Raw genomic sequence first — 25,500 nt, 5'->3', positions numbered from 1 at the left:
GCAAACCGCTCTAACTCTGTTTTGACGCAATTCCGGACGGAAAACCGTTTCACACTTTTCCTGGAATTGCTCTAGGGAGGCGGAAGGGCGCTGGATACGCCCTCCCGCCTGATGCAGGTCAAATGGCTGGGAAGCCCGGATGGCGCGCCGGAGGCTCCTGTCCGAAATAGTCCTTGAAGGCGGCGTCGTAGAGGGCATTTTCGTGGCCGAACATGGCGATGGTGAAAGTTGAGTTGACGAAAGTCAGCCAGTCAAGGTCGCCTTGCCGCAGAGCCGCGCCATAAAGCATGCTCAGCCAGCTCTTGCCCGCATCGAAATATTTGTCCGGATTGCGCGAGGCGAGCCAGCGCACCGTGGACAGATCGACGGCAGCGGCGTCGACGCGTTTCGATTCCAGCGCCTGCAGCACGTTGGCCTGGGTATCGATCTGCATGACCTGACACTCGGGCAGCACCGAATGCACCTGCGCCTCGGCATCGACATTCTGCAGGATGGAGATGCGCGTTGCGGCGCCGCCGGCAAGCAGCTTGTCGAAAGTCCTGTTCTCGGCGGTCGGCAGGCTCAGCAGGGCAACGCCCTCGACATAATAGGGCCGGGAAAAATTGACCAGCTGCGAGCGTTGGGCGCTCATGGTCATGAACTGGATGGTGATGTCGACCTTGTTGGTGGTCACGTTGGGGATGCGCTGTGCCGGATCCTGCATGACGAACTCGACCTTGGTCGGATCGTCGAAAAGGCCCTTGGCGAGAATGCGCCCCATGGTGATGTCCATGCCGACCAATTCGCCGGCATCGTTCTCGAAGTGCCAGGGTGCGTTGGTGCTGCCGGTACCGACGATCAGCTTGCCACGATCGAGCACGGTGCGCAGCAGGCTGTCGGACGCTGCCTGGGCCGCGGCTTTCTGGGCATCGACGGTTGCCAGCACGCCAGCCGTGGCCAGCCCAGCCATTCCAAGTTTCAGAAAATCACGTCTTCCGGATGTGTCGTTCACGGCGACCTCCTTTCGTGTTGTGTTCCCCTTGTGCACAGGCAAGACACGCGTCCGGTGATTTTGTCTCTTACAAGAGACGAGTGTATCCTGTACAAGACAGATATTAACACCGGGAAGCGACAATGCAAGACGGCAATGCCACCGCGATTTCAGCCGACGAGAAAATTTCGGGCTCCCGTGAAAAGGGACTTAACCGGGTGCTCGAGATTCTGGAGTTTCTTCACACGACCCAGCGGGCGATCGGCATTGGCGACCTTGCCAAAGGGGTGAATGCACCCCGTTCGACGACCTATACGCTGGTGCGGTCGCTGGTCGATGCGGGCCTGCTGGAATTGGAAAGCGACGGCAATCGCGTCTATTTCGGCAAGAAGCTCTATCTCTATGGAATGGACTATGTGCGGGGCAACGACCTCCTCAGACGAGGGCGTCAGGAGGTCGACAATCTATCGCGCGAGACCGGCGAGACGTCCGAACTGTGCATGCTGCAGAGCGGTCGCTACACGATCGTCCACGCGAGCCCAGGCACCAGGCCTTTTCGCATCAGCTCTGCCACCGGCCTGCAGATACCGCTGCCCTGGACGGCCTCGGGGCGACTGCTTCTGGCGGGGTTGGACAGGGCTGAAATCGAAGCCATGGTGTCGGACGACGATCTCGTGCTGCCCGACGGTCGCAAACTGCGGCTTGACGATTTTGTCACCGACATCGCAAAGGCACAAGTCGCCGGCTATTGCGTCACCTCGGGCCTGGTCGATGCCTATACGAAATGCCTTGCCGCGCCGGTCTTTTCGGCGCCGGGCAAGGTCGAGGCGACGATGTGCCTGGTGGTTCCCATCGACACGTCGGAGGAACGGACCGGCAAACTCATCGGCCTGCTGCGTGATCGTGCCGCGAGACTTTCGACCGCCGGATAGGCGGTCGAAAGCGTACGCGCCCTTCAGGCAATGATGTCGGGAATGATCTTGTCTTCCAGCGCCATCAGCCGGTCCTTGAGGAACAGCTTCTTCTTCTTCATGCGCTGGATCTGCAGTGGATCGCAGGCCATGGCGATCATCGCGTTGATGGCCGCATCGAAATCGGCGTGCTCCTGCTTCAGCCGGGAATATTCGAGCCGGATATCAGCCTGTTCCTGATCGGACATTATCTACCGTCTGCACGTCTGCGGCGCCCAAAAATGGGCCTGATTGGGCGGGGCCGGTGGGATTTTGCAACCGGCGCGCAGCCCATATCACATTTCACATTGTCGTGGAATGCTACCACGGATCATTCGACATCGCTGCCGGAAGGTGACACACTGTCATCATGCCGTCACAGAAGCGAACCTGCGGTGGACGCGCCATGACGGCTGCAATCGAGGAAACCATGAAAGGGAGAACCAATCATGTCTCTTGCATCCCATCTTGATGAGTTGCAGCGGAAACACGGCGACATCGAACGTGAAATCGATGACGCGATGAACCATCCATCGGTCGATGACCTCGAAATCGTGAATCTCAAGCGACGCAAGTTGGCACTCAAGGACGAGATTGAAAAACTCAGAGGGAAACCGACCACGCATTGATGCCCTCCTGACATAGCCGCTCACCGTCCGCGGCTTCTTTTCCCGGCGGGTGCCATCCGCCGGCCTGGGAGGTTTTGATTTCCGGCACTGGGCCATCAGCCTGAGCCGGATTCCCACCCGGCTTAATTTCCGCTTCGGCCGTCGCCGGATTTCGCCAGATCATCGATTGTTTCTGGTCCTTGGCGGCGGGTCGATTCCGGCCAGTGGCGACCTGTCGCCATTGACAAGCCATCTTTGCTCATCCACCTCATGCCCGGACTTTAGCGCATCGCCCGGGGCGCCCTCTGTCGTCCAAGGGGACGTTCGGCGCTCCAGAGACAAAAGGCTGGCCGGCATGACCGGATATTTTTCCTCTCCTTTCCCTCGCCGCACCTCGGTCGGCGTCGATGTCGGCGGCGTGGTCGTCGGCGGCGGAGCGCCCATTGTCGTGCAGTCGATGACCAATACCGATACGGCCGATATCGACCGGACAGTTGCGCAAGTTGCAGCACTTCACCGGGCGGGCTCCGAGATCGTGCGCATCACCGTCGATCGCGACGAGAGCGCCGCCGCGGTGCCGCGCATTCATGAGCGGCTTCAGCGGCTTGGCATCGACGTGCCGATGGTCGGCGATTTCCACTATATCGGCCACAAGCTTTTGGCAGACCATCCGGCCTGCGCCGAAGCGCTGGCCAAATATCGCATCAACCCGGGCAATGTCGGATTCAAGGACAAGAAGGACCGGCAATTCGGGGCGATCGTCGAGATGGCGATCAGACACGACAAGCCGGTGCGCATCGGCGTCAACTGGGGGTCGCTCGATCAGGAACTGCTGACCCGGCTGATGGATGACAACCAGGCCAAGGGGTTTCCGCTGACGGCGCAGGAAGTGACGCGCGAGGCGATCGTGCAATCGGCGATCCTGTCGGCCGAGTTGGCGGAAGAGATCGGGCTTGGCCGCGAGAAAATCATCCTGTCGGCCAAGGTCAGCGGCGTGCAGGACCTGATCGCCGTCTATACCGAGCTAGCCACCCGCTCCAACCATGCGCTGCACCTCGGCCTCACCGAGGCAGGCATGGGCTCGAAAGGCATCGTGGCTTCGTCGGCTGCCATGGGCATCCTGCTCCAGCAAGGCATCGGGGATACCATCCGCATCTCGCTGACGCCGGAGCCGAACGGCGACCGCACACGCGAGGTGCAAGTGTCGCAGGAATTGCTGCAGACCATGGGGTTCAGGCAGTTCGTGCCGATCGTCGCCGCTTGCCCCGGCTGCGGCCGCACGACCTCCACCGTGTTCCAGGAACTCGCCCAGAACATACAGGCGGATCTGCGGAAAAACATGCCGGTGTGGCGCGAAAAATATCCCGGCGTCGAGAACCTCAAGGTCGCCGTGATGGGTTGTATCGTCAACGGCCCGGGCGAATCCAAGCATGCCGACATTGGCATTTCGCTGCCCGGCACCGGCGAGACGCCGACAGCGCCTGTCTTCGTCGACGGCAAGAAGGCGGCGACGTTGCGCGGGCCTTCGATCGCGGCGGATTTCGAGAAAATGGTCGCCGACTATATCGAGCAACGGTTTGGCCGCGGCAAGGCCGCAGCCGAGTGAGCCCATGCCGAAACTCTACTCCGGCGGCCACCTGAAGGCGTCTTCTGCGCTTCCGGTGCTCACGGACCAAATGTCCGCTGCGCGCGTCGCCGGGGCGACCACGAAGCCACCATCACCTGGCTCGCCGGAGCGACTTTCGGCACGGGCTCAGCGCTCGATGCAGCGTTTTCTCGGGGCTACGCTGGTTCTGCTTTGCGCCTTGGGTTGGGCGACGCTGGTTCAGGCGGATCCGCCGCAATCCGCCAAGCAACGGCTGATAGGCAAGGTCTGTAACCTGATCCAGGCGCATGCCGACCAGAATGGTCTGCCCAGGGATTTCTTCGCCCGGCTGATCTGGAAGGAAAGCCGTTTCGATCCCAACGCCGTCAGCCCGGTCGGCGCCGAAGGCATCGCCCAGTTCATGCCGGGCACCGCCAAGATGCGCGGGCTGGCCAATTCCTTCGACATCAACCAGGCGATCCCGGCATCGGCGAAATATCTCGCCGAAATGAAAACCGGCTACGGCAATCTCGGGCTGGCGGCGGCCGCCTACAATGCCGGCGAAAGTCGGGTGTCGCGCTGGCTCAGTTCCGGCGGCTTCCTGCCAATGGAGACCGAGAGCTATGTCTTCGACATCATGGGCGAGCCGGCCGACAAGTTCACCGACCGGGCCTATGCCGGAACGATCGAGCCGCTCGACGCAAAGGCGGACTTTGCCTACGCCTGCCGCAGGCTACCGGTGATCATGTCGCAGACGGTGGCGATGGCGTCGATCAACATAAAACCGTGGGGCATCCAGGTGGCCGGCAACTTCCGCCGCAGTGCAGCGATCAACCAGTGGCTGCGGGTAAGAAGCCGGTTCCCGGCCCTGCTCAGCGGGCATGATCCGGTGGTCAGCCGGGTGCGCACCCCGATCGGCCGGCGCGGCATCTACGCGGTCAGGATCGGTGTCGATGACCGTGCGGCCGCCAATGTCATCTGCCAGAAATTGCAAAGCATCGGCGGGGCGTGCGTGGTGGTTCGCAACCGGTAGCGACAAATGCGACGAATTTATTTCGAGCTCTCGTCGCGCGCCCATTCGACCGAGCAACGGCTCGGCAGTTGGCAGGGAGATCCTTATGTTGCGACCTCGCCGGAAATCATCCCAGTCGGCCGGCTGCGTTGATCCTGCAAGCCAGCGCTAAGGTCTGCCTCAAGCAATCTTTGCTGCCACCGTCTCGCTGAGCCAAGTGCCGATCTTGGTGCCGAGGCGGTCGGGTGAAACCGGCTTCGGCAGATAGTCGTCCATTCCGGCTTCGATGCACTTGTCGCGATCGCCCTTCAGCGCATGCGCGGTGACGCCGATGATCGGTATGTGGGTGCCCGTTGACACCTCTATCGTCCGGATGGCGCGGGTTGCTTCGTAGCCGTTCATTTCCGGCATCGAGNGACCTGCGAGCGGGCCCTCTGGACGACCGAGATAACGGTGCCGAGCAGGACCGCGGAGCGGGCCGGCTTGGTCAGGTGCGCGGCGATGCCGAAGTCGATGATCATCTTGCCGAAATCGACTTGGTCGACCGAGGTCAGCAACACCACCGGGATGGAGGACAGCCTGCTGTCCAAGGCGATGGCTCTGGCGACGTCGGCGCCGTTCATGCCTGGCATCTGGTAGTCGAGGATGATGCAGTCGACGGCGGCGCCCAGCTGAAAGGCGCGATCGAGGAAGGCCAGGCCTACAGCGCCGCTTTCGGCGGCGGCACAATCGAAGCTCCAGCTTCTGAGCTGCTCGAGCAGGATTTCGCGGTTGACCGGATTGTCGTCAATGACCAGCACGCGCGCGCCGGTGACGTCGACCGGCACGATCTCGTCGCGAGCCCCGGCCTGATGCGCCGGCAGCGGCACCGCGAACCAGAACACCGAGCCGCGGCCGATCTCGCTCTCGACGCCGATCTTGCCTNCTTGCCTGCCATCAGGTCGACGAGGCGGGCGGCGATGGCAAGGCCGAGGCCGGTCCCCTCGTGGCGGCGGGTCGACGAACCGTCGACCTGGGCGAATTTTTCGAACACGTTCTGCAGTTTCTCGGCTGGTATGCCGATGCCGGTGTCCTCGACGCGAACCTTAAGCTGGACCACGTCGTTGACGATCTCGCCGCCGACATCGATCAGCACGTGACCCTTTTCGGTGAACTTCACCGCGTTGCCGAGCAGGTTTGTGACGATCTGCCGGAACCGGCCGGCGTCGCCGACGACATGGGCCGGCAGCCGCGGGTCGACACGCACGATCAATTCGAGGTTCTTTTCGGCGACGCGCGCCGATACCAGCGTCGCCACATCCTCGACCGCCTCGGAGAGACGGAAGGGAGCGGGGTCGAGGGTGAGTTGCCCGGCATTGATCTTCGAGAAATCAAGGATATCGTTGATGATGGTGAGCAGTGCATTGCCGGATTTGACGATGACGTCGGTGAAGGTCTTTTGGCGCGCCGTCAGATCGGTCTTGGCCAGCAGTTCTGCCATACCGAGCACACCGTTCATCGGCGTACGGATTTCATGGCTCATATTGGCCAGGAATTCCGACTTGGCGCGGTCGGCGGCCTCGGCCTTGAACAGGGATTCTGCGGATTCGGCAAAGGCGCGGCGGATTGCCACTTCCATCGGGCGGAAAATCCAGAAGGCGACGATGGTAAGGGCCGCGAACAGGATGGCGCTTGCCCACAGCAGCAGCCTGTCGCTGGAGGCGTCCGCCAGATGGCGTTCATCATCCATTGCGGTGCGGACGCGGACCAGCATGGGCTGGGCGAACAGGTCGTTCTGGTTGCGGATTTCGCGATAGCTCCACTCATCGACTTTCTGCGCCACCGACATCAGGTTGAAGTTGCGCACCATGTCGCGCGGCGACCAGAACAGATCGCCGTTGACGGAAGCCGATTGGAGCTCGTTGGCAGTCTTGGTCGACAGCCGCGGCTTGATCGCCGCAAGCTGCGCGGTCAGCGACTCGATCTCGCCGGTCAGGCGTTCCGAATGGCCGCGCGCCGATGAGGTCAGCGCATCGCGTGTCTCCGCCCGCCAGGCGGTGCCGGTCGTCTCGGCAAAGCTGGTCGCGTTGCGCAGGTCGCGGGTGAAGACGACGAGGTTGCTGCTCAGCGCATCGATGTCACGGCGAAAGGAATTGACACGATCAAGCGCAACCACGATTGCCACGGAAGCCAGCGCGAAGATCAGCAACCCTGAAATATAGCGAATCCGGACTGATCGGATGAAGGACGAATATTCCGGCATGCGCAACCCCAACACATACGCACCATTTTAATGGTCGGGATTACGCTTCATTTACATTAAAATTTCGTGTGGATAGCCGAGCCACGCGAACAGCCGGATGGATGACAGCTTTGACCTGACAATCCTTGCGCAACGAAAGCCTGTCGCGTCTGGACGGATTCAGACGATCCGCTTCAGGTCTTCGTTTTGATGCATGTCGTTCTCGCAAAACCGAGCAGACTTTTGAGCGACATGCATCAGGCTGCCGTCACGACGAGGGCGTGGATGCGGCCACTCACCGGACCTTCCCCGAACCGTTTCTCCATGGCATTTGCAACGTGTCGCGTCGCCTCCTCCAGCGAGCCGCCGCGCGCCTCGATCTCGGCACGCAGAAGTGTTCCCTGGCAATAGGCCGCGGCCGCGTCATGCGGCGACGGAGCGGCACTCACGGCACCCAGAGCCTCGATGCTGACATCGTGGAAGCCTGCCGCATGCACGTCGGCACGGATGGCGTCCGCATTGTGATAGCCGTGCGGCGTCCTGGCCAAGAAGCGAGGCGGATCGGCGGGGAAGAGAGTGCCGAGCGCTCGCGTCACTTCTTCGGCGAACTCGTTCTCTTCGATGGCGCTCCAGACGTTGAATACGAAATGTCCGCCCGGCCGCATCACCCGCCGGGCTTGTCCATAGGCGGCCACCCGATCGGGGAAGAACATCGCGCCAAATTGGCAGACCACGGCGTCAAACCATGCGTTCTCGAAGGGCAGCTCCTGGGCGTCGGCCTGTTGCCAGGTGATACGAGGATCGTCCGCCATGCGTGTGCGCGCGTGGTCGAGCATGGGCTGGTTAAGGTCGGTGGCCACGATGCGTGTCGGCGCCGGCAGCTTTGCTGCGAGCGCGCGTGTCACCACACCGGTGCCCGCCGCCACTTCGAGCACCGATTGAGGTCCGAGCTTCGCCACCCGCTCCGCCAGATCCCGCGCATAGGGCTCGAAGATCAGCGGCACCATTGCCCGGTCGTAGACTTCGGGAATGGAACCTGCGAACAGCGTGTCGGTTGTCGACATGGCATCTCTCCAACTGTGTCCGCACCGCGTCGTTGCCGTGTGGATGGCAAAGCCGTACCGATCCTCTGCTTTGGCAGGCGTCCGCTCAAGCTCTATTTCTGAATGGGGTGGCGGAGGACGAGCGGCCTAAATCGGCCCGATGTCCTGGTTTGACCAAACCTCAGCTGTTCCGAGCCGCCACGAACGTCGCTGCTTCCCTCAGGAGCTTGGCGCCGTCGCCATAGGGCTCAAGCAGTGCATGGGCCTGTTCGACGAGGCCGTGAAGCTGGCTGCGTGCCCAATTCGCACCGTGCAGCGCCACCAGCGTCGCCTTGCCGGCAGCGGCGTCCTTGCCGGTCGCCTTGCCCATCTGGCTGGCATCGGCGGTCAGGTCGAGCAGGTCGTCGGCGAGCTGGAAGGCAAGTCCGATCGCGGAGCCGAATTCGGCAAGTCGCTCACGGTCCTCTGCGGGAGCGCCGGCAATGAGTGCACCGGCCTCGCAGGCAAAGCGGATCAGCGCGCCGGTCTTCATCGCCTGCAGCCGGATGATGCCGGCCTCGTCCGGCGGCGTCTGTTCAGCTTCGAGGTCGAGCTTCTGGCCACCGACCATGCCGCCAACCCCGGCCCCACGGGCCAGTGCGAACACCAGTGCTATCCGCCGCTCCGCCGGCAGAGCGGTCGCCTCGCCGGCGATGATGTCGAAGGCAAGCGTCAGCAAGGCGTCGCCAGCCAGGATGGCGGTGGCCTCGTCGAAGGCCTTATGCACCGTCGGCTGGCCACGCCGCAGATCATCGTCGTCCATGGCCGGCAGATCGTCGTGGATCAGCGAATAGCAATGCACGCATTCAAGCGCTGCCGCGACGCGCAGTGCCGCCTCGCCGTCAGCGGAAAAAAGTGCCGCACTTTCCATCACCAGGAAAGGCCGCAAGCGCTTGCCACCATTCAGCACGCCGTGGCACATCGCCGCCATCAAGCGCTCAGGCCGGGCGATCTCGCCCGAAAGCGCGCGGTCGTCGAGCAACCGCCTCAGCAGCACCTCGACGGCGGCTGCCCGTCTGATGAGCGCCATTTCGAACGCCATTTCGTCGTCACTCGTCATGATCGGGACCGGTAGCCGACACTCAGACGTTGCGCAAGAAGCCAAGCGCCATTATGCCGGGGGCAGGGAGAGCACGGGTTGGGCGGCTTGGCGGAACCGATCGTCGATCATGAAACCGAAAAGCTGGACATGGCGACGAGATCGCGAGGCGTGAACCGCCGCAGTCTCAAACGCTGGGTCCGGCGCGGTATCACCGTGGCCGCGGTGCTGGCGGTTATTCCAACGCTGCTGACGGTCCTGTACCTGCCATCGTTCGTGCATCCGGTCTCGATGCTGATGTTTAAGGACCTGGCGACATTCTCGGGCTATGAGCGCCGCTGGGCGTCGATCGACGACGTGGCGCCGGTGCTGGCCAATTCCGTCATCATGTCGGAGGATGGGCAGTTCTGCTTCCATCGCGGTGTCGATCTCGGCGAATTGCGGGGCGTCGTCGACGACGCGCTGGCTGGCGAAGCAACGCGCGGCGCTTCGACCATCACCATGCAGACGGTGAAGAACCTCTTCCTCTGGTCGCGGCCGCTGGGTTCGGTGCGCAAAGTGTTCGAGCTGCCGCTGGCCGTCTATTTCGACGCAGTGATGTCGAAACGGCGCATCATGGAAATCTATCTCAACATCGCCGAATGGGGGCCGGGCATCTACGGTATCGAGGCCGCGGCACAGCATCATTTTGGCGTTTCGGCAAAACAGCTGTCGCGGCGGCAGGCCGCACTGCTCGCCGTCTCCTTGCCCAATCCGATTGCCCGCAACCCGGCCAAACCCGGACCGGGCCTGAGGAGGCTTGCCAATTTGATCGAGCGGCGCGCCGGCCGCTCCGGCGCCTATGTTGGTTGCCTCCGCTAGCCAACTCAAAAAAATTCGCTCCAGTGCTGGCCAAAACGGCACAGGGCGTGTATAGGCACCCGACTTTCTCAGATTCCGGCCCCGACATGGCCCTTTCACGAGGGCAGGCGGGGCTTTTTGACCATGTAGTGGAGCATATCCATGGCCGTTCCGAAACGAAAAACCTCTCCGTCCAAGCGCGGCATGCGCCGCTCGGCTGACGCACTCAAGGCCCCGACCTATGTCGAGGACAAGAATTCCGGCGAAATGCGCCGTCCGCACCACATCGACCTGAAGACCGGCATGTATCGCGGTCGCCAGGTGTTGACGCCCAAGGAAAGCTGAGAACAGCTTTTTCGAAGTTTTGAATTAAAAAAGGACCGGCCACTGGCCGGTCCTTTTTGCGTTTGGCGGCCGGGGAGCGCGCATTGCGAAGCGTGGACGGCAATCGCCGAGATACTCCAGACGGGGAACCGGCTGACATGCTTGTTGCGTGCGGTCTTCGACCGTGTTCGGCGCTGCCACCGAAACATCTTGACGGCGTGCCTGTGGCGCATTCTACAAGGATTGCCCCCACATGGAGACGCCAGATGTTCGGTGCCATTCCGCTGCTGATCGTGCCTTTCGTGCTCTACAACCTCGGACTTCTGGGAATATTCGGCAGCGGCGACGATCCGTGGGCGAGCGAGGTCTTCTCCTTCAGCATGATGTCGGGCGGAGTGTTCTCGATGACGCTGGGCGACTTGATGGTGCTGCTCGGGCTGATCTTCCTTTTCCTAGAAATGGCGAAGTCGGCGCGCACGACCAATGCCTCGATCATGGACCACCTTCTGTCGACGCTGGTCTTCGTGGCCTTCCTGGTCGAATTCCTGCTGGTGAAGGGCGCCGCCCATTCCGTCTTCTTCACGCTGATGGTCATCGCGCTGTTCGATGTGCTGGCCGGATTCGCGGTGTCGATGCGGTCGGCGAGCCGGGACATCAATTTGAATTAGGCCGCATTGACATTCGGGTAATGCCGGCCTGATCTGAATCTCAACGCAGCCTCGCCTCAATGTCGAAGGCTGCTCAGCCCGGATCGGCGGTGAAACCGGCTGCCTCGGTGCCGGCGATCGCCGCGGCCTCGTCATTGTCCGACGTGTCGCCGGAAATGCCGACGGCGCCGATGATGGCAGCGGCCTTGTCGCGGATCAGCACGCCGCCCACCACCGGTAGCACGCGCCCGCCCGAGACGTCCGAGATGCCGGCGACGAGATGCGGGCGCTCCTTGGCGAAGGCCTCGACTTTGCGCGAGCCCATGCCGATGGCGAGCGCGCCATAGGCCTTGCCGGCCGACATTTGCGGGCGCAGAAACGAGGCGCCGTCCTGGCGTTGGAAGGCGACCAGATGTCCACCGGCATCAAGCACCGAGACGCCGAGCGGCTTGAGCTTGAGATCGGCGCCTTTGGCAAAGGCGGCGTCGATGATTTGCCTGGCTTTTTCGAGCGGCAGTGCGGTCATGGCAGTCTCCAGTTTGGAACGCGTCGATCATTGAACGTCAGCGGGCGAGATAACATCCCCGTTTCGGTTGAAATTGCTTCGCGCAAAAAAGGCGGGAGGGAAGCGGCTTTCACCGACACCATCCGGACAGGCGTAGCGTTTGGGGTTCCGGGCGCGGCTGCTATTTTTTCTTGGCGCGGGCCGGTTTCTTGACGGGCGCCGCCGGTGCATTGGCAAGATCTTCCGCTTCCTTGGCAAGACGGAGCGCCCGCAGCTTGTTGGTTTTGGCCTGGCGGGCGTCGCTCTCGGCGACGTATTCGGCCATCGCCTTCTGGCGCACGGTTACCGCCTCTTCCTGCTTCTTGAAACGCAGGTCGGCGCGCGCGCGGGCAGCATCCCGAGGATTCTCAACCAAGAGCTTTATCCAATCCCGTGACTGTTAATTTTCCGCCTATTGTAGCAGAGCCGGCCCGAAAACGGGAAAAATAAGTTGGTCAAGCGGCCGGGCTGGCGGCGAGCGCCTTGCTGGCAACCACCGCCTCATAGGCGGCCTGCAAGGTCGCGCGGACAGAAGGACCGGAAGCTGTATCGAGCGGCATGCCGAGATGTTCGTGGCGCAACTCGTCCATGAACTTATCCCACATCGGCTGTCCGCCCTTTTCCAGCAGTTCGGCACGGATCGAGAGTTCTTCACTGACCGGCAGCCAGACGCGGCCCCAGGCACCGAGATGGGCAAGGATCGGCACCAGCGTGATTGCCATCTCGGTCAGGCTGTAGATCGCCTTCTGCTTGTGCGAGGGGTCGTCGGCCTTGGTCAGCATGCCCAATTCCATCAGCCGCTTCAGCCGGTCGGCGAGTATGTTGGAAGCGATGCCTTCCATCGACCCGTTGAGCAACTCGCGAAAATGGCGTCTGCCGCCAAAGATCATGTCGCGAAGGATGATCAGGCTCCAGCGGTCGCCGAACACTTCCAGCGACAGGTTGATCGGGCATCCGGATCGGCGATCAATGCTCATAGGATATTTTCTCCATAACCGGTTGCAATATCGTATCAGTTTAATTATCGTTCAACCGATTGCAAAACGCAATCAGTATTATGGAGTAGGAGATCGCGCCGTGACGACCATCGAACGACCCGAGATCATATCCGAAGCCTTTGGCGATCCGGCGAACCCGCCGCTGTTGCTGATCATGGGCGCGATGGCCTCCATGCTGTGGTGGCCGGAGCAGCTGTGCCGGAAGCTGGCCTACTCCGGCCTGTTCGTGATCCGCTATGACAATCGCGATACCGGCCGTTCGACCAAATATAGACCGGGCGAGCCGCCCTACACGTTCGACGACATGGCGGACGATGCGATGCAGGTTCTCGACGAGCGCGGCATCGACAAGGCTCATGTCGCCGGCATGTCGATGGGCGGCATGATCGCTCAGCTTGTGGCGCTCAAGCAACCGTCCCGCGTCGCATCGCTGACCGTGATCAGCAGCTCGCCGCTCGGGCTCGACACGTCGCATCTGCCGCAAACCAGTGATGCCTATGCCGAGCATTCAGCCGAGGGAGCCAAGGTCGATTGGTCGGATCGTGGCCAGGTCATCGATTTCATCGTCAGGGATGCGAGGGCGATCGCCAGCACCGCTCACCCATTCGACGAGGTTCGGACGAGAGCGTTCGTCGAGCAGGATTACGACCGTTCCGGCGGCTATCTGAGCGCGACCAACCATTTCATGCTCGGGGGTGGCGATGGATGGAAGGGTCGGCTGCACGAGATGATGGCGCCGTTGCTGGTGATTCATGGCACGGCGGATCCGATCTTCCCGGTGCAGCATGGCGAGGCGCTGGCCAAGGCTGTGCCCGGCGCGAAAATCATTCGAATCGAAGGCGGCGGCCATGAGCTGCATCCGGACGACTGGACGGAGATATCCGCAGCCATCGTCGCTCACATCCAGGCCAATTAATCGGCGAGTCTTGACGGATGAGTAAATGCTTCATTGTTTACCCTTGGCAAACAGAACAGCGCCAGCCATCGACAAACCACGAGACAGGCGAGCAAAAGATGTCCCTCACGCTTCATTTCCATCCGCTGGCCTCCTTCTGCTGGAAACCGTTGATCGCGCTCTATGAGAACGCCACGCCGTTCTCGCCGGTCATTGTTGATCTCGGCGATGCCGAGTCGCGCGCGGCCTTCCTGAGGATTTCGCCGACCGGCAAGATGCCGGCGCTGCGCGACGATGCGCGCGACCGCACGGTGCTGGAATCGACCATCGTCGTCGAATATCTGGCCGCACACTATCCGGGGCCGGTCGACCTCGTTCCAGCAGACGTCGACCTGGCGCTGGCAGTCCGCCAGGCCGACCGCTTTTATGATTTTTATGTGCAGGAGCCTATGCAGAAGATCGTCGGCGACCGGTTGCGGCCGCAGGACAAGACCGATCCGTTCGGCGTCGAGCAGGCTCGCGCTCAGCTGCGCAACTCCTACGCCATCATCGAAGAGGACATGCGCTCGAAGAGCTGGGCGATGGGCGACGCCTTCACCATGGCCGATTGCGCGGCCTCCCCCGCGCTGTTCTATGCCAACAAGGTCGAGCCGTTCGGCGACAACTACCCGGCCGTGACGCGCTATCACGACCGGCTGCTGCAGCGGCCATCGTTCGCCCGGGTGATCGAGGAGGCCCAGCCCTACTTCAAGTTCTTCCCCTACAACAACGGCTGATCGCGATGCTGCACGATCCCGCCCAGCTCGGCCGGATGATCCAGGCACTCGCCGACCCGGCGCGGCGGAAGATGGTCGATCGGCTGTCGCGCGGGCCTGCTTCGGTCAGCCACCTGCAGCGAGCTTGTCAGTTTTCCCAGAACTGATCGAGCCAGATGTTGAGTTTGAGGAAGCCGGTATTGCTCACGGCATAGACGCGTCTTGTCCCTTCCGGCTTGGCATTGACCAGGCCGGCATCGAGCAGCACTTTCAGATGTTGCGACACGGCTGGACGTGAGACCGGCAAGCCGGCAGCCAGTTCGGTGACGGTTTTGGGGCCGCGGCGAAGTTCTTCCAGAAGATGGCGCCGGTTGGGATCGGCAATCGCCATGAAGGCGTCGGAAAACATCATGCCTTATTTGTGGGGCAAAGCCTTTCGAATCTCAACCGTCTGCTTCTGCTTTTCTTCTGGGATCAAGCCGCAATGCTTCCGGCGTCACCGAACGGTCGGCCGGCTGCGTCTTGAAGGCATCACGATCGCCGATCGGCACCGGGGCGCGGCGGCTGATGCGCAGCAGCGTATAGCCAGCCAGGCAGAGATGCGCGAAGGCGGTGGCCAGGAACAGCCCTTCCGGGCGCATCCAGCCCATCAGGGCCGCTGCCAGCAAGGGTCCGATCATCGTGCCGAAGCCGTAGAGCAGCAACAGGCCGCCCGACACCTTGACGAAATCCTCGGAGCGCGCGTGATCATTGGCATGCGCCACGGCGATCGAATAGAGCGTATAGGCGAAGGCACCGTAGGCTGCGGTGAAGACGATGACGAAGACGCCGGAGCGTGGCTCGAACAGGAAGATCATGAGCGCGAACAAGGCCGCGCCGAAAGCCGCCCCCGCCAGCACGAAACGCCTGTCGGTCTGGTCGGACAGGCGCCCGGCCGGAAGCTGCATGGCGGCACCGGCAACGACCACGAGGCTCATCATCAGGGCGATCTCGGCGGTGGAAATGCCGATGCGGGCGCCATAGACCGCGCCTAGCGTGCCCCAGGCACCGTTGGCGATGCCGATCAATACGCATGCGACCGCCGAAACCGGCGAGTTGGCATAAAGGCCTTTGACGTCGAGCGAAACATCCTGCAGCGGCTTGGGGTGGGAGGCGCTCGAAACCGCGGTCGGAATGAGCGACAGGCAAAACAGGATGCCGGTGATCATGAACAGCGACGCCGATTTCACGTCGCCGCCGGCGACGATCATCTGCCCGCCCATGATCGAGGCATAGGTGACCATCATGTAGAGGCCGAAGACGGTGCCGCGATTCTCGTTGCTGGCCTTCTCGTTCAGCCAGCTTTCGATGACCATGAAGGCGCCGGCCATGGTGAAGCCGGTGAAGGCGCGCAGCAGGATCCAGACATATTCGTCGATGACCAGGCCGGTGAGCAGCGCCACGATGGCGCCCGACGCGGCAAAGGCGCCGAAGGCGCGCACATGGCCCGCGCGGCGCACGATGCGCGGCGCAAAGAAGCAGCCGGTGACGAAGCCGCCGGCCCAGGCCGTGCCCATCAGGCCGAGCGACGCTGTCGAGAAGCCTTCCAGCTGACCGCGCAGGGGCAGCAACAGCCCATGCAATCCAGACGCCGCCAGCAGGAAGGCGGTGCCGCGAAGCAGAGAGAGGATCGGGCGGTAGGTTGCGAACATTGTGTGATCCGGCTCGTGTTTGACAGGGCGCTGGGTCTGGAGACTGCCGCATTCGGGCTTTTCGGCGGCGGACCTTCACCGGCGCTTCTATCCGCGGCGGAACAGCGCCTCGGCAGCCGATTTGGTGGTGTCCTTGGCCTTGAGCTCAGCCTCCAGCCTGGCGATCTCGTCTCGCAGGATGCCGATGCGTTCCGACAATTCACCAACGGAAAGCAGTGACAGGTCCTGCCCGATCTCGTGCGGGCGCGCCTTCTTGGGTTCGTCGTCGAAGATCGCCATCGTCGCTCCTCCCTGATTGGCCATTTGCCTGATTTCGCAATCAGCATACATAGGGCAGGGGCGTCGATGCAAACAGCCGATCGGACAACGGCGAGGAAAGACGGGAATCTCATGGCGAGCGGACAGCAAATTCCGGCAAGAATGACGGCCATTGCGATCTCGGAGCCGGGTGGCCCGAGGGTGCTGAAGCCGGAAACGCGCGACGTGCCGCAGCCCGGTCCCGGCGAGATACTGATCAAGGTGCATGCCGCCGGCGTCAACCGGCCCGATATCCAGCAGCGCAAGGGCGCCTATCCGCCGCCGCCCGGCGCGTCGGACCTGCCGGGCCTCGAGGCGTCGGGCGAAGTGGCGGCCGTTGGCGACGACATATCGCGCTGGCGCATCGGCGACCGCGTCTGCGCGCTGACGCCCGGTGGCGGCTATGCCGAGTATGTCAAGGTTCATGCCGGCAGCGTCCTGCCGCTGCCGGCCGGCTTCACCCACACCGAAGCCGCGGCCGTGCCGGAAAACTATTTTACCGTCTGGCACAATGTGTTCGAGCGCGGCGGCCTGAAGCGCGGCGAGACGCTGCTCGTCCATGGCGGCTCTTCCGGCATCGGCACCACCGCAATCCAGCTGGCCTCGGCCTTCGGCGCCTATGTCATCACCACCGCCGGCAGCAAGGAGAAATGCGATGCCTGCCTGAAGCTCGGCGCCGACCGCGCGATCAACTATCGCGAGGGTGATTTCGTCGCCGCGGTGAAGGAGGCAACGGGCGGCAAGGGCGCCAATGTGATCCTCGACATGGTCGGCGGCGACTACGTGGCGCGCAACTACGAGGCCGCGGCGGTCGAAGGCCGTATCGTCCAGATCGCCGTGCAGGCCGGTGCTGTCGCAAGCGCGGACTTTTCGAAGATCATGGTCAAGCGGCTCGTCCACACCGGCTCGACGCTGAGGCCTCGCACCGTCGAGTTCAAGGCGGCGATCGCGGCGGCACTGGAAGCGCAGGTGTGGCCACTGCTCGGTACGCGCAAGATCGCTCCCGTGATGGACATGATCTTCCCGCTCAGCGAAGCCTGGCGGGCTCATGAGCGCATGGAAGACGGCGAGAATATCGGCAAGATCGTGCTCGACGTCGGCTAGGCCGGGATCACTTGAATCCGGATTTGTCCTGGGCGTGCGCCTCACTGCCTACAAGATGAACAGTTGTTTAATGCTGCAATGCACCATTTGCATCATTGCTATGCAAAATCGGCCATTCAAGTCCTCATCGATGATGCCTATTTGAGCATCATCAAAACGAACACTGATTTGGAGGACTACCATGAACCCGATCCGCGCTTACCGTAACTGGCGTATGTACACCGAGACCGTCCGCGAACTGAATCGCCTCAACGCACGTCAGCTCAGCGACCTCGGCATCAACCGAGGCGACATCGAAAAGATCGCCCGCAGGGCCATCTAACGTCGAGCGTGACCTGCGAAGGTCACGCCTGGCAAGCCAGAGCCGCATCAGACGGGTTTTCCGTCGCGGTTCCGAGCCCGCTGGACGCAGTCCGGCGGGTTTTGTCGTTTTGGGCGCAGTTTCGCTCGCGGCAATGGCGGGAGCGCCATCCAGTCATTGCTTCCAAAAACATTGCGAAACAACAATGGAACGGTTATACAGGCCGCGAATTTCCCATTTTGGTGGCTCTAAACCACCGCCCGCGCGGGAACGCGGGCGAACGAGAAGGATTTTTAAATGGCCAATACGCTGCTGATGCCCAAGGCGACCGCCGTCTGGCTGGTCGACAATACCGCGCTTTCCTTCGAGCAGATCGCGCAGTTCTGCGGTCTGCATCCGCTCGAGGTCAAGGCGATCGCCGACGGCGAATCGGCGCAAGGCATCAAGGGCATGGATCCGATCATGACCGGCCAGCTGACCCGCGACGAGATCGCACGCGCCGAGAAAGACCCGAACCAGCGCCTCAAGCTTTCGGACCCCAAGGTGCGGGTGCCCGAATCCAAGCGCAAGGGTCCGCGCTACACGCCGCTTTCGAAGCGCCAGGACCGGCCAAACGCCATCCTCTGGCTGGTTCGCAACCATCCCGAGCTCAAGGATGCGCAAATCTCGCGCCTCGTCGGCACCACCAAGTCGACGATCGAGCAGATCCGCGAGCGCAAGCACTGGAACTCGGCCAATCTGCAGCCGATGGACCCGGTGACGCTGGGCCTCGCCTCGCAGATCGACCTCGACATGGAAGTCAATCGCGCCTCGCGCGGTCGCGAGCAGGCGCAGCCGGCTGGTGACACGCTGCTGCCGGCGGCCTTGACCGAGCGGCTGGTGCCGGCTCCCGAGAAGCCGAAGGACGAGGATGCCGAACTCGACGCCAACGCCGTGTTCGCCAAGCTCTCGGCCTTGAAGTCGAAGAAAACCGACAACGACGACGAGGAGTGAGATTTCGACACTCTCGGCAAAAAAGCCCGCTTTCAAGCGGGCTTTTTTGTTGCGTGCGCCGGGCCTCAGCTCCGCGCGGAGCGGTCCGGCGCCATGCCATAATCCTCGCTGCGCTCGACCGCCCGGTAGAAGTCGGCAAGCTGCTTGCCGCGCTCCGGCTTGAAGATGCGGCCGGCGATGATCACCGATGCGATACGATCGATGCGGAAGGCGCGGAAGTCGTCGCGCATCTCGCACCAGGCGACCAGCGTCCACACCTTGCCCCAGAACCACAGGCCGAGCGGACGGATATCGCGGGCCGTGCCGCGGCCTGCCTCGTCCGAATAGTCGATGGTCAGCACCTGGCGCTTTTCGACCGCACGCTCGATCAGGTCGATCGCCTCACGCGCGGCGTCGCTGACCACCCACATCGGCGTGTGGATCTCGGTGCGGGCGATGCGGTCCTTTTCGGCATCAGGCAGTACCGCGCCGATCTTCACCAGCGCTTCGTCGGCGGCGCGCGCCATGGCAGCACCGCCAAAGGCGCGCACCATGCGGGCGCCCGCAACCAGCGCGACGATCTCGTCACGCGTGAACATCAGCGGTGGAAGGTCGAAACCCTCCCTCATCATATAGCCAACGCCGGCCTCGCCATCGATCGGCACCCCGGTCGACTGCAGGTCGGCAATGTCGCGATAGATGGTTCGCTCGGAAACCTCGAGCCACGTGCCGAGCTTCTGGGCGGTGACCAGACGGCCACCGCGCAGATGCTGCACGATCTGGAAGAGCCTGTCGGCGCGGCGCATCGTTTGCTTCCCCAATGTTGTTCCCATGCATGCCGTGGCTCCCGGACCGGATCCACTTCCAGATGACATGCATTACGGCTTCAGCCCTTCGCACTTGCGCTGCATGGCGACGAATTCCGCGCCGAAGGACAGTTTACTCGTTGTGTATCAAGCACGCGCCAGAAAGGGGCGATGTCGCTCAGCGCCATGCCGCGCTCAAGGTCCTCATTGGCGGCATCGGCAATCGTGCGCAGATGATAGCCTATGGTAACCGGACATGTCACTTCGGCGCCATGCTCGATGGCGAGCGCCGTGCGCAGCGGACGCACGTCCATCTCGACGCCTTCCGGAATTGAGCGGATGAAATCATCGACCTGCTGGACCGTCGGCATCAGCATAGGCTGACCTTCGATGACATCGGGCATCGTGCGCGGCCTCGGCTTCACGATGTTGATGCCTGGTGTGTTCAGTCTGTCGTTCCAACTCTTCATCGATCGTCCTTTCGACCGCCGATGCACAGGGTCTGAAGCTTGCACCATTGCACGCCCCCTCCTGACAGCATGCTGTCAGGAGGATTCAGCATACTCCTTGGCGTAAAGTGTCCGCATCTGCGCGAGATCGCCGCCTCTTTCCGGATAAAGCGTCTTCAGAAAGGCAAGCGCGAAAGTGCCCGGCGCCGAGCCCGGGGCGGAGACAATCTTGCCGTCAGCCACAGCATGCGGCACGTCCTGATAGAGGCTGACGCCGGCATAGCCGGCTTGATGACCATTGATCCAGTCGCGGCCATTGCTGGTGTGCCTGGCCTTCTCGAACAGGCCGGCGCGCGCCAGCGCCAAAGTGCCGGCGCAGATGCCGCCGACCACGCCGCCCCGCGATGCAACAGCATTGAGCAGGTCAGCAACATCCGGCGGTGCCTTACCGGCCCATTCGTCGGAGCCGATGACGGCAATGGCGTCGAGATCGGAATTCTCATCGGCTTTTGCCGAGCGATCGGGCGTCAGCTGAAAGCCGCTGATGCCGGTCACCGGCTTGCCGTCAGGCGCTAGCGATACGGCGCGGGCGCCGAACCATTCGACCGCCGAAGCCGCCAGCAGCCCGTACTCCCAGTCGGCAAAACCTTCGATGAAAAGAAAGCCGATTGTCTTCTGTTCGGGCATAAGCTCGCTCCATCCCTCACGCGCCGACCTGTTATCTGGGCGTTGCGGAGCCCACATCCAACCGCAGCGTCGAAAAATTCGTCTCACTCAATTGCCGCGAAAGCGACGGTCGGCATACATGTCCGGCCAGCCGATATCCTTGCGAATGTCCGCTGGCAGCGAGTTCATGAGCCGCCGGGTGCGGATCTCATTGCGCATCGTCCGGATCTTGCCGACATAGTGCTGCATACCGCGCAAAATGGTAAAACCGTTCATGGCTGGTCTCCTCTCTTCTGATGAAGACACTATCGCACACCCCTCCTGACAGCAGTCTGTCAGGAGGGTGGCAGGACGGCGACGATAATTCCGACTGGTGCATTTGCCAGGAAGGGATCCTTCTTTCACTGACGTCAAACCGTGATGCGCACAGGCTTCCCACATCCCGATTGTTCACTGCAACGACGCTGGTCAAGGCCCGTTGTTCAGCTTCCGGCGACGGACTGTCGGAATACGCGGCCTTCAGCGACGTGGCCGCAGTTCTGATATGAGAGGAGAAAATTCGTTCCCAAAACCAGGGAGACGACCATGAGCTTGCAACTGACAGGTATCCACCACCTCACCGCCATCACCGCCAATGCGCCGGGCAATCTTCACTTCTATACGAAGGTGCTGGGTCTGCGGCTGGTCAAGAAGACCGTGAACCAGGATGACACCTCGGCCTACCACCTCTTCTATGCCGATGGCGAAGCCACACCGGGCACCGATCTCACCTTCTTCGACTGGCCGGTCGGACGCGAGAAGCGCGGTACGCACAGCATTGCGCGGACCAGCCTCAGGGTCGGCAACCAAGAGAGCCTTGGCTGGTGGAAGCAGCACTTGGCAGGCGAAGGCATTGTGACGGGAGAGATCGCCGAGATCGGCGGCTACCCGAGTCTGGATTTCGAAGACCCCGAAGGCCAGCGCCTTCGGCTCGTGAGCGACGACGGCAAAGGCGACAGTCATCCCTGGGCGCAGAGCCCGGTGCCGGCCGAGCACCAGATCCGCGGGCTCGGGCCGATCGTCATCAGCGTCCCTGATATCACCAACACCGAGGCAGTCGTGACCAAGGTTATGAACATGCGCAAGGCGCGCGAGTACGCGTCGCCGGAGGGTCAGGTTCACGTCTTCGAAATGGGTGAGGGCGGGCCTGCGGCGGAGTTGCATATTCTGTTGCAGCCGGGGTTGGCGCCGGCACGGCAAGGTGCGGGTGCGGTCCACCATGTCGCCTTCCGGGCGCCGGACCAGGAGACGCTGCATCAATGGACCGCGCGGCTGGCCGAATTCCGGCTGCCGTCGAGCGGCGAGGTCGAGCGCTATTACTTCCGCTCGCTCTATTTCCGCGAGCCGAACGGCATCCTGTTCGAAATCGCCACAGACGGGCCGGGGTTCACTGCCGACGAGCCGCTGGAAACGCTGGGTGAAAGCCTCGCCTTGCCGCCGTTCCTCGAAGCGAAACGCGCCTCGATCGAGGCCGGCCTCAAGCCGCTGAAGTAGGTCGCTCGCCGGTCAATGGCGGGCGCCGCATTCTGGTTCGGGATCGCGGCGCCTGTTGTTCTCGGGTAAGGAACGAGGCGCTTTGACAGCCGGCCGCGTTGCTGGTCAAAGGCGGCATGTCGAAACTCCTCGCGCTCGTCATTGTTGGTATCATGGTCATTCAGCTGATCAAGCCGCTCGGCTGGCCGGGACTGAAACGGCGCAGCGACTTCTGGAAGCTGGCGCTGCTGGCAATGGCCGCGATTTCGATAACGGCCGTGCTTGGGCACTGGGCATAGCCCTCGCCTGCCGGGCGGCCGCGTCAACCTTCAGCCGCCAAGCACCGGGTCGACGAGATGCTCGGCCCAGGCGCGGTAGCCTGCTTCCGAGGCGTGAAAGCCGTCTGAGGCAAAGCCGGCCTCGGGATTGGTGATGGGCAGGCGCGACGCCGGCACCGCGCCGCGCTCCAGGCAGAGGCGTTCGCCCATCCGGTTCATGTCGATGGCGCGGATCTCAAGGATCTTGCCGAGCAACGGCGGCATTGCCGGCGCCCGCGTGAACTCCAGCACCGGCGACCACACCACCCGCGCCTCCGGCCATTTGGCACGGAGCGCATAGAGCAGGCCGCCGAACTCCTTCTTGAAGCGCGGCACGGAATGAAAATTCTTGGTGTCGTTGGTGCCGATGGCGAGCACGATGTGCGTCCATGGATCGGCCGACAGGTTGGGCAGGACATGGTCGCGGATCTGGCCCGACGTTGCCGAATTGAAGCCGGCGGCTCGCCAGCGCACGGCGCGGCCGGTGTTTTGCGCAATCAGCACGGCGAGTTGTGCGGCAAGCCCGTTTTCCGAATTGCCGATGCCGACCGAAGCGGCGGAGGAATCGCCCAGCACCAGAAGCGAGATCGCCGGCGCTATGCCGGCGATTTCGTGCATGACCGGCCCCTGCGCCGGCAGCATGCGCGTCGTGCGGCGGCGCACGCCGAGGCCTTGCCAGACATATACCGGGTAAGCGAGCCAGGTGAGGAGGGCCGGGAAGCGCATGGCAATACCGTTAACGATCGGGGCAGACTTAGCGCAAGTTTGTGCCCGGTTGAAAGCCTTCAGTCGCAGCAGTTCGGCTTTGCCGCCCATCCTTCCTGATATTCGTCGTGCAGCCGCACCCAGTCCATCAAACTGTGATACGGGCCGTTTTCGTTGCGGCCCTTCGGCGTCATATCGAGATAGTCATACGTGCCGATCAGTGACTCGCCGCCACGGGCGCGCGACATGAAGGTGAGGAAGATGTCGCCGGTCTCGTCCCTGTAGAAAACACTGGTGCCGGGAAGCTCCTTCGATGTCCTGGGACGGGTCTCGAAATTGTAGGTGGTATCGCCGGCGGCGATCTGCTTGTCGGTGAAAGAGACCTGCATGTCGAAATTGAAATCCGAGGCATAGGACGACACCCAGTCGAATTTCCAGCCCATGCGCTGCTTGTAGGGCAGAAGTTCCGCTAGCGGCGCGCGGGAGATCACGACCAGAGACACGTCGTGATGTCTCAGATGCTGATTGGCGCCGTCGATATGGTCGGCAAGGAACGAGCAGCCCAGGCAATGATGGCCGCAACCCGGCCCGAACATGAAGTGGTAGACGATCAGCTGGCTGTCGCCGGCAAACAGGTCGGTCAGTTTCTTCGGCCCTTGCTCGGTCTCGAAGACATAGTCCTTCCTGATCTTCAGCCAGGGCAGTTCACGCCGCTCAGCCGCGATCCGCTCGCGAAGCCGCGTCAGTTCCTTCTCGCGCGCCAGATGCGCCTTGTGCGCTTGAAACCAGTCTTCGCGCGAAACAACCTTGCTGCGATGCATGAATCTCTCCCTGTCTGTCATCCCAAGGACGTTCGGGATGGGCGAAAGCCGACATGTCGACTGTTTGGTTGCGCCTTTTTCCGAAACCGGATTCCACTTTTCGGGATCATGCTCCAGCGCCAAAGGGAAATAAGGACGCAGACACTCCACCCCAAGTCGGCACGTCACAAACAAAAACCCGGGCGCATGGCCCGGGCTCGACGGAAGACAGAAGGACTGCAATCAGGCGGCTTGTTCCAGGCTCGCCTTCCATTTTCCAAGCGCCGCCAGATGGTTCATATGGGCACGATGGGTGAAGGCGGCCTGGCCGGCGGCTACGTTCGACGCCTTGCCGCTCCAGGCTTTCTGCGGCGCGGCCTGTAGCGCGCGGCCGTAGGAGAAGGTCAGCTTCCATGGGTGCGGGCCGATGGCATTGATGGCGTTGAGGTTGGCGGTCGCTTCCTCGTCCGCCTGGCCGCCGGAGAGGAAGGCGATGCCCGGCACGGCTGCCGGCACGGTCTCGCGAAACAGTTTTATGGTTTTTTCCGCGACTTGTTCCGGGCTGCTCACCTTGCCCGATTTCTTGCCGGCCAGCACCATGTTGGGCTTCAGGATGGTGCCTTCGAGGACGACTCGCGCCGCATGGAGCTCGTCATAGAGCTTGATTAGCGTCGCCTTCGAAATGTCATAGCAGGTGTGGATGTCGTGGGCGCCGTCCATCAGTACTTCCGGTTCGACGATCGGCACGATGCCGGCCTCCTGGCAAAGGGCCGCATAGCGGGCGAGTGCATGGGCGTTCGAGCTGATCGAATTGGCCGAGGGCACGCCCTTGGCCTGGTCGATGTCGATCACCGCGCGCCATTTGGCGAAGCGGGCGCCGAGCTTGTAGTACTCGGCAAGGCGCTCGCGCAGGCCGTCGAGGCCCTCGGTGATGGTGTCGCCGGGAAAGCCGGCCAGAGGCTTGGCGCCGGCGTCGACCTTGATGCCGGGTATGGCACCAGCAGCCTTGATGATGTCGACCAGCGGCGTGCCGTCGGCAGCTTTCTGGCGGATCGTCTCGTCGTAGAGGATGACGCCGGAAATGTAGCGGGTCATCGCATCTCGGGCGCGAAACATCATCTCGCGATAGTCGCGGCGGCTATCGGCGGTCGATTCGACGCCGATGACGTCGAAGCGCTTCTTGATGGTGCCGGAACTTTCATCGGCTGCCAGCAGGCCCTTGCCATCGGCGACGATCGCGGCGGCAATGTCTTCGAGACGTTCGCTCATTTTGCTTCTCCTGAAGGGTTTCGTTCCGCGCTTAAGGGAAGTCTACCGCCAAAGGAAGAGCCTCGGAAAGCTCGAATCGATTGAAAGTCTCGGGCGACCTTGCCCGTTCTCTCCATGTGTTGATCGGCTTATCCGTTTCCC

31 protein-coding genes and 2 pseudogenes are annotated in these 25,500 nt (G+C 62.4%); 15 read left to right on the top strand and 18 right to left on the bottom strand.

The features are described 5' to 3' along the window. Nucleotides 1-118: 118 nt before the first annotated feature. Nucleotides 119-991, bottom strand: coding sequence for a transporter substrate-binding domain-containing protein (locus X744_RS165250; RefSeq protein ID WP_032906966.1), 873 nt, complete (start codon nucleotides 989-991; stop codon nucleotides 119-121). Nucleotides 992-1,113: 122 nt separating this feature from the next. Between X744_RS165250 and X744_RS165255 the strand changes: the two genes are divergently transcribed. Next, entirely contained in the window at nucleotides 1,114-1,902 is a 789-nt protein-coding gene (locus tag X744_RS165255) for an IclR family transcriptional regulator (RefSeq protein WP_023757447.1), read from the top strand. Nucleotides 1,903-1,925: 23 nt separating this feature from the next. On the opposite strand, the gene X744_RS165260 is transcribed toward X744_RS165255, so the two are convergent. Further along, nucleotides 1,926-2,129 carry a DUF465 domain-containing protein gene (locus X744_RS165260; RefSeq protein ID WP_023757446.1) on the bottom strand — a complete coding sequence of 68 codons (204 nt, stop codon included), beginning with the start codon at nucleotides 2,127-2,129 and terminating at the stop codon, nucleotides 1,926-1,928. A gap of 240 nt (nucleotides 2,130-2,369) precedes the next feature. Here X744_RS165260 and X744_RS165265 point away from each other — a divergent pair, with 240 nt between their 5' ends. From X744_RS165265 to X744_RS165275, 3 genes are all read left to right on the top strand, one after another. After that, nucleotides 2,370-2,549, top strand: coding sequence for a YdcH family protein (locus X744_RS165265; protein WP_013529217.1), 180 nt, complete (start codon nucleotides 2,370-2,372; stop codon nucleotides 2,547-2,549). 334 nt (nucleotides 2,550-2,883) lie between these two features. Continuing rightward, nucleotides 2,884-4,134 (top strand): flavodoxin-dependent (E)-4-hydroxy-3-methylbut-2-enyl-diphosphate synthase, encoded by a 1,251-nt coding sequence (gene ispG / locus X744_RS165270; protein WP_023757445.1) that lies wholly within the window; start codon nucleotides 2,884-2,886, stop codon nucleotides 4,132-4,134. 157 nt (nucleotides 4,135-4,291) lie between these two features. Continuing rightward, a complete protein-coding gene (locus tag X744_RS165275; protein WP_023757444.1) occupies nucleotides 4,292-5,146 on the top strand; it encodes a lytic transglycosylase domain-containing protein in 855 nt (284 codons plus the stop codon). 159 nt (nucleotides 5,147-5,305) lie between these two features. Here the strand turns inward: X744_RS165275 and X744_RS01000000169240 are convergent. The 3 genes and pseudogenes from X744_RS01000000169240 to X744_RS165285 form a co-directional block, all read right to left on the bottom strand. Next, nucleotides 5,306-7,367: pseudogene (locus tag X744_RS01000000169240) on the bottom strand (response regulator). 236 nt (nucleotides 7,368-7,603) lie between these two features. Further along, complete coding sequence (locus X744_RS165280) at nucleotides 7,604-8,410, bottom strand: class I SAM-dependent methyltransferase (protein ID WP_023757443.1); 807 nt, start codon at nucleotides 8,408-8,410, stop codon at nucleotides 7,604-7,606. A 160-nt stretch (nucleotides 8,411-8,570) separates the two neighbouring features. Beyond that, nucleotides 8,571-9,488: a polyprenyl synthetase family protein gene (locus X744_RS165285; protein ID WP_023757442.1), complete on the bottom strand. Its 918-nt coding sequence runs from the start codon at nucleotides 9,486-9,488 to the stop codon at nucleotides 8,571-8,573. A gap of 78 nt (nucleotides 9,489-9,566) precedes the next feature. Here X744_RS165285 and X744_RS165290 point away from each other — a divergent pair, with 78 nt between their 5' ends. The 3 genes from X744_RS165290 to X744_RS165300 all read left to right on the top strand — a co-directional run bounded on the left by X744_RS165290 (nucleotide 9,567) and on the right by X744_RS165300 (nucleotide 11,299). Then, complete coding sequence (locus tag X744_RS165290) at nucleotides 9,567-10,328, top strand: transglycosylase domain-containing protein (RefSeq protein WP_031259605.1); 762 nt, start codon at nucleotides 9,567-9,569, stop codon at nucleotides 10,326-10,328. Between the two features lie 141 nt (nucleotides 10,329-10,469). Next, nucleotides 10,470-10,652 (top strand): 50S ribosomal protein L32, encoded by a 183-nt coding sequence (rpmF, locus tag X744_RS165295; RefSeq protein ID WP_008834724.1) that lies wholly within the window; start codon nucleotides 10,470-10,472, stop codon nucleotides 10,650-10,652. Nucleotides 10,653-10,897: 245 nt separating this feature from the next. Next, a complete protein-coding gene (locus tag X744_RS165300; RefSeq protein WP_023757440.1) occupies nucleotides 10,898-11,299 on the top strand; it encodes a hypothetical protein in 402 nt (133 codons plus the stop codon). Nucleotides 11,300-11,372: 73 nt separating this feature from the next. Here X744_RS165300 and X744_RS165305 read toward each other — a convergent pair whose 3' ends face one another. The 3 genes from X744_RS165305 to X744_RS165315 all read right to left on the bottom strand — a co-directional run bounded on the left by X744_RS165305 (nucleotide 11,373) and on the right by X744_RS165315 (nucleotide 12,799). Beyond that, entirely contained in the window at nucleotides 11,373-11,804 is a 432-nt protein-coding gene (locus X744_RS165305) for a heme-binding protein (RefSeq protein WP_023757439.1), read from the bottom strand. A 160-nt stretch (nucleotides 11,805-11,964) separates the two neighbouring features. Next, complete coding sequence (locus tag X744_RS165310) at nucleotides 11,965-12,198, bottom strand: hypothetical protein (protein WP_023757438.1); 234 nt, start codon at nucleotides 12,196-12,198, stop codon at nucleotides 11,965-11,967. Between the two features lie 79 nt (nucleotides 12,199-12,277). Beyond that, nucleotides 12,278-12,799 (bottom strand): helix-turn-helix domain-containing protein, encoded by a 522-nt coding sequence (locus X744_RS165315; RefSeq protein ID WP_023757437.1) that lies wholly within the window; start codon nucleotides 12,797-12,799, stop codon nucleotides 12,278-12,280. A 100-nt stretch (nucleotides 12,800-12,899) separates the two neighbouring features. Between X744_RS165315 and X744_RS165320 the strand changes: the two genes are divergently transcribed. The 3 genes and pseudogenes from X744_RS165320 to X744_RS1000000174785 form a co-directional block, all read left to right on the top strand. Further along, nucleotides 12,900-13,736: an alpha/beta hydrolase gene (locus X744_RS165320; protein ID WP_023757436.1), complete on the top strand. Its 837-nt coding sequence runs from the start codon at nucleotides 12,900-12,902 to the stop codon at nucleotides 13,734-13,736. 98 nt (nucleotides 13,737-13,834) lie between these two features. Next, nucleotides 13,835-14,491 (top strand): glutathione S-transferase family protein, encoded by a 657-nt coding sequence (locus X744_RS165325; protein ID WP_023757435.1) that lies wholly within the window; start codon nucleotides 13,835-13,837, stop codon nucleotides 14,489-14,491. A gap of 5 nt (nucleotides 14,492-14,496) precedes the next feature. After that, nucleotides 14,497-14,607 (top strand): annotated as a pseudogene (locus tag X744_RS1000000174785) (transcriptional regulator); the annotation flags it as partial. A gap of 11 nt (nucleotides 14,608-14,618) precedes the next feature. Here the strand turns inward: X744_RS1000000174785 and X744_RS165330 are convergent. The 3 genes from X744_RS165330 to X744_RS165340 all read right to left on the bottom strand — a co-directional run bounded on the left by X744_RS165330 (nucleotide 14,619) and on the right by X744_RS165340 (nucleotide 16,440). Continuing rightward, a complete protein-coding gene (locus X744_RS165330; RefSeq protein WP_023757434.1) occupies nucleotides 14,619-14,882 on the bottom strand; it encodes a metalloregulator ArsR/SmtB family transcription factor in 264 nt (87 codons plus the stop codon). Nucleotides 14,883-14,913: 31 nt separating this feature from the next. Further along, nucleotides 14,914-16,161, bottom strand: a complete 1,248-nt coding sequence (locus X744_RS165335; RefSeq protein WP_023757433.1) for an MFS transporter — start codon at nucleotides 16,159-16,161, stop codon at nucleotides 14,914-14,916. An 87-nt stretch (nucleotides 16,162-16,248) separates the two neighbouring features. After that, a complete protein-coding gene (locus X744_RS165340; RefSeq protein ID WP_023757432.1) occupies nucleotides 16,249-16,440 on the bottom strand; it encodes a DUF1192 domain-containing protein in 192 nt (63 codons plus the stop codon). Nucleotides 16,441-16,551: 111 nt separating this feature from the next. Here X744_RS165340 and X744_RS165345 point away from each other — a divergent pair, with 111 nt between their 5' ends. The 3 genes from X744_RS165345 (at nucleotide 16,552) to X744_RS165350 (ending at nucleotide 18,856) form a co-directional block, all read left to right on the top strand. Then, nucleotides 16,552-17,562 carry an NAD(P)H-quinone oxidoreductase gene (locus X744_RS165345; RefSeq protein WP_032906965.1) on the top strand — a complete coding sequence of 337 codons (1,011 nt, stop codon included), beginning with the start codon at nucleotides 16,552-16,554 and terminating at the stop codon, nucleotides 17,560-17,562. Between the two features lie 181 nt (nucleotides 17,563-17,743). Further along, nucleotides 17,744-17,884, top strand: a complete 141-nt coding sequence (locus tag X744_RS1000000171445; RefSeq protein ID WP_023757429.1) for a DUF1127 domain-containing protein — start codon at nucleotides 17,744-17,746, stop codon at nucleotides 17,882-17,884. Nucleotides 17,885-18,160: 276 nt separating this feature from the next. Beyond that, nucleotides 18,161-18,856, top strand: coding sequence for a DUF1013 domain-containing protein (locus tag X744_RS165350; RefSeq protein WP_023757428.1), 696 nt, complete (start codon nucleotides 18,161-18,163; stop codon nucleotides 18,854-18,856). 65 nt (nucleotides 18,857-18,921) lie between these two features. On the opposite strand, the gene X744_RS165355 is transcribed toward X744_RS165350, so the two are convergent. The 4 genes from X744_RS165355 to X744_RS1000000171440 form a co-directional block, all read right to left on the bottom strand. Next, complete coding sequence (locus X744_RS165355; RefSeq protein ID WP_023757427.1) at nucleotides 18,922-19,641, bottom strand: YafY family protein; 720 nt, start codon at nucleotides 19,639-19,641, stop codon at nucleotides 18,922-18,924. A gap of 80 nt (nucleotides 19,642-19,721) precedes the next feature. After that, entirely contained in the window at nucleotides 19,722-20,111 is a 390-nt protein-coding gene (locus X744_RS01000000169235; protein ID WP_245266417.1) for a hypothetical protein, read from the bottom strand. Between the two features lie 75 nt (nucleotides 20,112-20,186). Beyond that, entirely contained in the window at nucleotides 20,187-20,777 is a 591-nt protein-coding gene (locus X744_RS165360; protein WP_023757426.1) for a DJ-1/PfpI family protein, read from the bottom strand. Nucleotides 20,778-20,864: 87 nt separating this feature from the next. After that, a complete protein-coding gene (locus tag X744_RS1000000171440; RefSeq protein WP_023757425.1) occupies nucleotides 20,865-21,032 on the bottom strand; it encodes a hypothetical protein in 168 nt (55 codons plus the stop codon). A gap of 309 nt (nucleotides 21,033-21,341) precedes the next feature. Between X744_RS1000000171440 and X744_RS165365 the strand changes: the two genes are divergently transcribed. Beyond that, nucleotides 21,342-22,289 carry a ring-cleaving dioxygenase gene (locus X744_RS165365; RefSeq protein WP_023757424.1) on the top strand — a complete coding sequence of 316 codons (948 nt, stop codon included), beginning with the start codon at nucleotides 21,342-21,344 and terminating at the stop codon, nucleotides 22,287-22,289. 98 nt (nucleotides 22,290-22,387) lie between these two features. Then, nucleotides 22,388-22,567, top strand: coding sequence for a hypothetical protein (locus tag X744_RS26175; RefSeq protein WP_032906964.1), 180 nt, complete (start codon nucleotides 22,388-22,390; stop codon nucleotides 22,565-22,567). A gap of 30 nt (nucleotides 22,568-22,597) precedes the next feature. Here X744_RS26175 and X744_RS165370 read toward each other — a convergent pair whose 3' ends face one another. From X744_RS165370 to X744_RS165380, 3 genes are all read right to left on the bottom strand, one after another. After that, a complete protein-coding gene (locus X744_RS165370; protein WP_023757422.1) occupies nucleotides 22,598-23,311 on the bottom strand; it encodes an SGNH/GDSL hydrolase family protein in 714 nt (237 codons plus the stop codon). 59 nt (nucleotides 23,312-23,370) lie between these two features. Further along, nucleotides 23,371-24,111 carry a thioredoxin family protein gene (locus X744_RS165375; protein WP_023757421.1) on the bottom strand — a complete coding sequence of 247 codons (741 nt, stop codon included), beginning with the start codon at nucleotides 24,109-24,111 and terminating at the stop codon, nucleotides 23,371-23,373. A gap of 222 nt (nucleotides 24,112-24,333) precedes the next feature. Then, complete coding sequence (locus X744_RS165380; protein WP_023757420.1) at nucleotides 24,334-25,359, bottom strand: class I fructose-bisphosphate aldolase; 1,026 nt, start codon at nucleotides 25,357-25,359, stop codon at nucleotides 24,334-24,336. Between the last annotated feature and the right edge of the window lie 141 nt (nucleotides 25,360-25,500).

This window comes from Mesorhizobium sp. LNHC252B00 (assembly GCF_000502955.1).
Classification (GTDB): Bacteria; Pseudomonadota; Alphaproteobacteria; order Rhizobiales; family Rhizobiaceae; genus Mesorhizobium.
This window is presented reverse-complemented; position numbering and strand designations above follow the sequence as displayed.

Excerpts from the sequence above, each read along its gene's own strand:
- X744_RS165255 (WP_023757447.1), top strand. The coding sequence starts at position 1,114 with ATGCAAGACGGCAATGCCACCGCGATTTCAGCCGACGAGAAAATTTCG.
- X744_RS165260 (WP_023757446.1), bottom strand. The coding sequence starts at position 2,129 with ATGTCCGATCAGGAACAGGCTGATATCCGGCTCGAATATTCCCGGCTG.
- X744_RS165265 (WP_013529217.1), top strand. The coding sequence starts at position 2,370 with ATGTCTCTTGCATCCCATCTTGATGAGTTGCAGCGGAAACACGGCGAC.
- ispG (WP_023757445.1), top strand. The coding sequence starts at position 2,884 with ATGACCGGATATTTTTCCTCTCCTTTCCCTCGCCGCACCTCGGTCGGC.
- X744_RS165275 (WP_023757444.1), top strand. The coding sequence starts at position 4,292 with ATGCAGCGTTTTCTCGGGGCTACGCTGGTTCTGCTTTGCGCCTTGGGT.
- X744_RS165280 (WP_023757443.1), bottom strand. The coding sequence starts at position 8,410 with ATGTCGACAACCGACACGCTGTTCGCAGGTTCCATTCCCGAAGTCTAC.
- X744_RS165285 (WP_023757442.1), bottom strand. The coding sequence starts at position 9,488 with ATGACGAGTGACGACGAAATGGCGTTCGAAATGGCGCTCATCAGACGG.
- rpmF (WP_008834724.1), top strand. The coding sequence starts at position 10,470 with ATGGCCGTTCCGAAACGAAAAACCTCTCCGTCCAAGCGCGGCATGCGC.
- X744_RS165300 (WP_023757440.1), top strand. The coding sequence starts at position 10,898 with ATGTTCGGTGCCATTCCGCTGCTGATCGTGCCTTTCGTGCTCTACAAC.
- X744_RS165305 (WP_023757439.1), bottom strand. The coding sequence starts at position 11,804 with ATGACCGCACTGCCGCTCGAAAAAGCCAGGCAAATCATCGACGCCGCC.
- X744_RS165315 (WP_023757437.1), bottom strand. The coding sequence starts at position 12,799 with ATGAGCATTGATCGCCGATCCGGATGCCCGATCAACCTGTCGCTGGAA.
- X744_RS165325 (WP_023757435.1), top strand. The coding sequence starts at position 13,835 with ATGTCCCTCACGCTTCATTTCCATCCGCTGGCCTCCTTCTGCTGGAAA.
- X744_RS165330 (WP_023757434.1), bottom strand. The coding sequence starts at position 14,882 with ATGATGTTTTCCGACGCCTTCATGGCGATTGCCGATCCCAACCGGCGC.
- X744_RS165335 (WP_023757433.1), bottom strand. The coding sequence starts at position 16,161 with ATGTTCGCAACCTACCGCCCGATCCTCTCTCTGCTTCGCGGCACCGCC.
- X744_RS165340 (WP_023757432.1), bottom strand. The coding sequence starts at position 16,440 with ATGGCGATCTTCGACGACGAACCCAAGAAGGCGCGCCCGCACGAGATC.
- X744_RS165345 (WP_032906965.1), top strand. The coding sequence starts at position 16,552 with ATGGCGAGCGGACAGCAAATTCCGGCAAGAATGACGGCCATTGCGATC.
- X744_RS1000000171445 (WP_023757429.1), top strand. The coding sequence starts at position 17,744 with ATGAACCCGATCCGCGCTTACCGTAACTGGCGTATGTACACCGAGACC.
- X744_RS165350 (WP_023757428.1), top strand. The coding sequence starts at position 18,161 with ATGGCCAATACGCTGCTGATGCCCAAGGCGACCGCCGTCTGGCTGGTC.
- X744_RS165355 (WP_023757427.1), bottom strand. The coding sequence starts at position 19,641 with ATGCGCCGCGCCGACAGGCTCTTCCAGATCGTGCAGCATCTGCGCGGT.
- X744_RS01000000169235 (WP_245266417.1), bottom strand. The coding sequence starts at position 20,111 with ATGAAGAGTTGGAACGACAGACTGAACACACCAGGCATCAACATCGTG.
- X744_RS165360 (WP_023757426.1), bottom strand. The coding sequence starts at position 20,777 with ATGCCCGAACAGAAGACAATCGGCTTTCTTTTCATCGAAGGTTTTGCC.
- X744_RS1000000171440 (WP_023757425.1), bottom strand. The coding sequence starts at position 21,032 with ATGAACGGTTTTACCATTTTGCGCGGTATGCAGCACTATGTCGGCAAG.
- X744_RS165365 (WP_023757424.1), top strand. The coding sequence starts at position 21,342 with ATGAGCTTGCAACTGACAGGTATCCACCACCTCACCGCCATCACCGCC.
- X744_RS165370 (WP_023757422.1), bottom strand. The coding sequence starts at position 23,311 with ATGCGCTTCCCGGCCCTCCTCACCTGGCTCGCTTACCCGGTATATGTC.
- X744_RS165375 (WP_023757421.1), bottom strand. The coding sequence starts at position 24,111 with ATGCATCGCAGCAAGGTTGTTTCGCGCGAAGACTGGTTTCAAGCGCAC.
- X744_RS165380 (WP_023757420.1), bottom strand. The coding sequence starts at position 25,359 with ATGAGCGAACGTCTCGAAGACATTGCCGCCGCGATCGTCGCCGATGGC.